Below are 4,621 nucleotides of genomic sequence, written 5' to 3' on the forward strand. Positions count from 1 at the left end.
TGAGCGTGTCTGGCACAATAATCAGAACGCGGCCAGCTCGACCGGTTTGAATTTGTTGGTGGATAATTAGCGCAGCTTCGATGGTTTTACCCAAGCCCACTTCATCGGCCAGCAGTACGCGGGGCGCGTGACGACGGCCCACTTCAGAGGCGATGTGTAACTGATGGGGAATGAGTTCGATACGGGCACCCACCATACCGATAGTGTCTGATTGCGCGTGCTGATGCTGGCTGCTTAGCGATGCCTCACGGACGTCGAACCAATTAGGGTGGTCGAACTGATAGTTAAACAACCGCTTCTCAGGTTGATTCAGACGAATGTGGTGATCGAGATTGGGCTCAGCCAGCGTGACTGACTGCTTGGTGTCTTCGCGCAGCCCCTGGTAAATCAGTACACCCTGTTGTTCACTGACGGTGTCGACACACATGCTCCAGCCTTCCTGAGATTTCACGGTTTCGCCAGGTGTAAAAACCAGGCGCGTGAGCGGGGCATTGTCTTTGGTGTAAATGCGGCTCTCGCCCGTGGCGGGGTATAAAACTTCGATTGAACGAAAGTCTACCCGAATAATGGCGCCCAGGCCCAAGTCGGTTTCAGTGTTACTTAGCCAGCGCTGACCAATGGCGTATTGTGTGTCGGAACTCATCTCAATTACTACTCCGTGATAACGGGGGGCGTATTGTACTTATCCATCTGCGACCTGTCTTGTTCAATATAGCAATCTTGCGGAATTACGCGTACTCGGTCGACGTTTTGATAGTACCTGAAGATAATTTTTACATTTTTTGCGCGAAAATAAGTGAATAAGTTAGCAAACTGGATTATGGTGGAATTGTAGGTCGATGTGATGCGGAGTATAACGGTCAAAATCGGCACTTGGTTCTCCGCTCACACTGACCCTGTTAGCGCGTCGTTGTACAGACGAGCTTGGTTATGTTCATTGGAGTGACGGATGCCAAGAAAATCAAATACAGATACAAGAATCTACGTCCTAGATACCAACATTCTGCTACACGAACCCCTCGCTTTCCTCTCTTTTAAAGAAAATGACGTTGTTGTCCCCATGACCGTTCTGGAAGAACTGGATTACATTAAAGACAGCAAAAAAGATGTGGCTCGCGATGCCAGGGTATGTATTCGCGCTATGGAGGATTTACTGAGCGAAGCGACCCCGGAAGAAATGATTGCCGGCGTACCCCTTGAAGGTCTCGGCGCTGGCGAAAACCGACCGACGGGAACACTGTCTATTTTTGCTGATCTCAACATGGTCGAAGCGCAGCAAATTTTTACCAGTGACGAAAACGACAATCGCATCATTAATGTTGCACTGCACTTGCAGAAAACCTTCGCACCGAATCAGGTGGTACTGGTAACCAAAGATTTGAATATGCGTCTGAAGGCTAAAGGGGCCGGGCTGGCGCATGTTGAAGACTACCGTACTGACCAGTTGATAACCGACATCAAATATCTCACGAAAGGTTACCACCAATTTGAGGGAGATTTTTGGACTCAGGTCAAATCGGTAGATAGCCGCACTGAAGGGCGCGATACCATACACACCGTACCTCGCTCACTATTGCCTGAAGCTTACGTAAACGAATTTCTGTTAGACGAAACCAACCATTTTGCCGGGTTGGTAGAGTCCATGACCAGTGACCACCTGGATATTCTGGATCTCGGCTACGAGCGTTTGATGTCGCGTCATGCCTGGGGAATTAATCCTAAAAACATTGGTCAGGCGATGGCGCTGCATTCGCTGTTAGACCCGCACATTGATTTAGTCATCCTGACCGGCCCCGCAGGAAGTGGTAAAACGCTCCTTGCATTGGCAGCGGCGCTGGAAATGGTGGTTGAACGCAACATGTACGATAAAATCATCGTGACCCGGAATACACCGGAGATTGCTGAGTCCATCGGCTTTCTGCCAGGCACCGAAGAAGAGAAAATGGCGCCATGGCTGGCTGCTATTACCGACTCGTTGGAAGTGCTGCACAAACACGATGAGAACACCAAAGGCTCCATGAACTACATCATGGAAAAAGCCAATATTCAGTTCAAGTCGATTAACTTTATGCGCGGGCGCAGTATTCAGAATGCGATTGTTATTCTGGATGAATCGCAAAACCTGACCGCATCTCAGTTGAAGACCATCATCACCCGTTGTGGCGAAGGGACTAAACTGATTTGCAGTGGTAACCTGGCGCAGATAGACAGTAACTACCTTAGCCCGGTGACATCGGGTCTGACTTACCTGGTAGAGAAATTCAAAGACTTCTCAGGCAGTTCAACCATTAACCTTGATGGTGTGGTGCGTTCACGTCTGGCTGACTTTGCGGAAAATCACCTGTAGCAGTAACGCTAAGTCAGTTTAAGGAATTGTCTCCAGAGTGTAATTCCTGGAGGCAAGGCCTTGTCTGGTCGATTTGCTAACCTCTCCCAATTTCAATTGCCCCGGGCCGGTCGGGTCGAGCAAAATGAAGGGCAGTCCCTCGGCGTTAATTGTTTCGTCTGTTGCCAGTGGCGTCATGCTTATAGCAAGCAGTGCATGGTTGTGCAGCAAGACCAGTTTCATTGGGTTATTCGGCAAAAACGCGCGAATTAAAGCAGCGGCTAATACGGCTTTGCTGTCGCAATCCCCCTTGTTTTGGTTGAGTATTGCCAGTGGTGGTGAGAAGCCTGAACCATTGCTCGACACTCGGTTTTCCAGTGTGTCATAGGGTATCGCCTGGGCCCAGCTCAGCAACAGGTTGAGGTAAGAACGCGCATTCGACTGCTCATCTACAATGTCATAAAGCGATTGAGCGGCAGGCACCATAGGTAAGACACTTTCCTGAATGTATCTCACGTGATTGGGCTTCACAGCTTTCTGTTGCAGAGGTGTGGTGTAGTGCTGGTAATAACGCTCTGTTAAATACGAGTCCATGGTTTCTTTTTGGGTCTCTTTGAGTGAAGCCGTAAGCGCTTCGAGCTGCTCTTCATCTTTGCCTGACAGGGAAAACGACAGCGTGTCGTGCCGTTTCGTCAGCGAAAAGCGGGCCACGCGCGGGTCTATTTGCTGCGCCGCTTTCATTAAGGCAATTTCCACCTCCCGCATGGCTAAACCCGGCTGATAATTTAGTTGTTGTTGCGGCAGCGACTGCAAAGTGTCAGCCGGTAACGTGAAGCTGATTTTACGCGCTTTACCGTCGTGATCTAGCCAGCGGTATTCGTAGCTGGCACCACTGCCCGTACTTTTGCGTTGATAGTGCGTCTGCTCAGCGTAAGACTGGCTACACAAGATAACCAGACTCAACACTGCTAGTTGAATAAAACGAACCAGCATAGGGGAAGCGCGCATTCCTAGTAGTTGAATAGCCAAAGTATAGTGGCAAAACGCAAACTTGATCCGCTTGTGACGTAAATATGTGTGTCGTTTCTCGCTGTATACCGTGTGGTAACGGAATATTTGTAGTGCGCTTACAGCTTACTCAATACAGCAATGAGACTATATAAAAAGTCTTACTGTCGCTCTCAGCTACTTATACGAAAATCATCGCCGGTCACATCGGATAAGATCACGGAGGTATCAGTAATACAAAACTGGCTCATTTCTTCCAGCATGGTGTCGAGTACTGTTGTTGATGCAAGCGAGACCTCCAACACAAATGCATATTCTCCAGTAACGTTGTATGCTTTCAAAATAGACTCAGAAGCCTGAATATATTTAATTACTTTGGGCTCTTTTCCTGCGAAAGGCTTCACCCTGATGACTGCCGAAACGGCATGCCCCATAGTGCGAAGGTCAACAATCGCTTTGTAACCTGTGATAACCCCTTGCTCTTCCAACTTTCGTAGTCGCTCCGCCGTGGCTGGTGCAGACAAACAAGCCTCTTTTGCCAAATCTGAAATGGAAATACGCGCATTTTTCAACAGCGCATTCACGATTCTGGTATTCTTTTTATCCACTTAACTTTCCTATCTTTCGTTTCTAAATACCGTGATTTGTTAAGTTTTCAATCGGCTTTTCCTACGTTTATCTATGTCTTCAGTACGTTGAGGTTACTTATAATGATTTATCGGTGACCACAAATTGAAGAGATATAAATAAATGAAAATTAAAGAGTTTAGCCTCGAGAGAATTCAGTCTTTGTACGAAAACCTGGTAGAGCTTAATCTATCTGATAGTGGCGTGCACCCCTATAATTTAAGTGATCTTTTGAATGAAGAACAGCAACGAGCGTTGTTGGACATTGAATTAGGCTATGGCTGGACGAACGGAAGTGTCGAATTAAGACAAACCATTGCTAACTTGTACCTAGGTAAAGGGCCTGACAACGTTATTGTCACTAACGGATCGGCTGAGGCAAACTTTTTAATGGTGATGAGTTTGTTGGAAAAAGACGATGAACTCATCGTCGTTGTCCCAAACTACATGCAAATCGCCGGTTGGGCAGAAGCAACAGGGGTAAAAGTAATCGAAACATCTTTGGATGAATCGAAAGGATGGGTGCCAGATATAAGCAAATTACAGTCGCTGGTGACCGACCGTACAAAAATGATCACCCTATGTCACCCAAACAATCCTACTGGGTCCACATTGCCACTGAGTGAAATGAAAAAACTGGTGCAATTTGCTCGAGACAAC

The 4,621-nt window shown here is 47.5% G+C and carries 4 protein-coding genes and 1 pseudogene; 2 read left to right on the forward strand and 3 right to left on the reverse strand.

Features of this window, described 5'->3' with window-relative positions:
- Nucleotides 1-643, reverse strand: a pseudogene (locus AC4MRN_RS19635) (RNA polymerase-associated protein RapA); the annotation flags it as partial.
- A 306-nt stretch (nt 644-949) separates the two neighbouring features.
- Here AC4MRN_RS19635 and AC4MRN_RS19640 point away from each other — a divergent pair.
- Nucleotides 950-2,347 carry a PhoH family protein gene (locus tag AC4MRN_RS19640; protein WP_491204264.1) on the forward strand — a complete coding sequence of 466 codons (1,398 nt, stop codon included), beginning with the start codon at nt 950-952 and terminating at the stop codon, nt 2,345-2,347.
- An 18-nt stretch (nt 2,348-2,365) separates the two neighbouring features.
- Here AC4MRN_RS19640 and AC4MRN_RS19645 read toward each other — a convergent pair whose 3' ends face one another.
- Complete coding sequence (locus tag AC4MRN_RS19645) at nt 2,366-3,319, reverse strand: hypothetical protein (protein WP_491204265.1); 954 nt, start codon at nt 3,317-3,319, stop codon at nt 2,366-2,368.
- Between the two features lie 188 nt (nt 3,320-3,507).
- Nucleotides 3,508-3,942 carry an Lrp/AsnC family transcriptional regulator gene (locus AC4MRN_RS19650; RefSeq protein WP_073325287.1) on the reverse strand — a complete coding sequence of 145 codons (435 nt, stop codon included), beginning with the start codon at nt 3,940-3,942 and terminating at the stop codon, nt 3,508-3,510.
- Nucleotides 3,943-4,084: 142 nt separating this feature from the next.
- Between AC4MRN_RS19650 and AC4MRN_RS19655 the strand changes: the two genes are divergently transcribed.
- A partial coding sequence (locus AC4MRN_RS19655) for an aminotransferase class I/II-fold pyridoxal phosphate-dependent enzyme (RefSeq protein ID WP_491204266.1) occupies nt 4,085-4,621 on the forward strand: 537 nt, incomplete at its 3' end.

It is taken from the genome of Marisediminitalea sp., assembly GCF_984433645.1.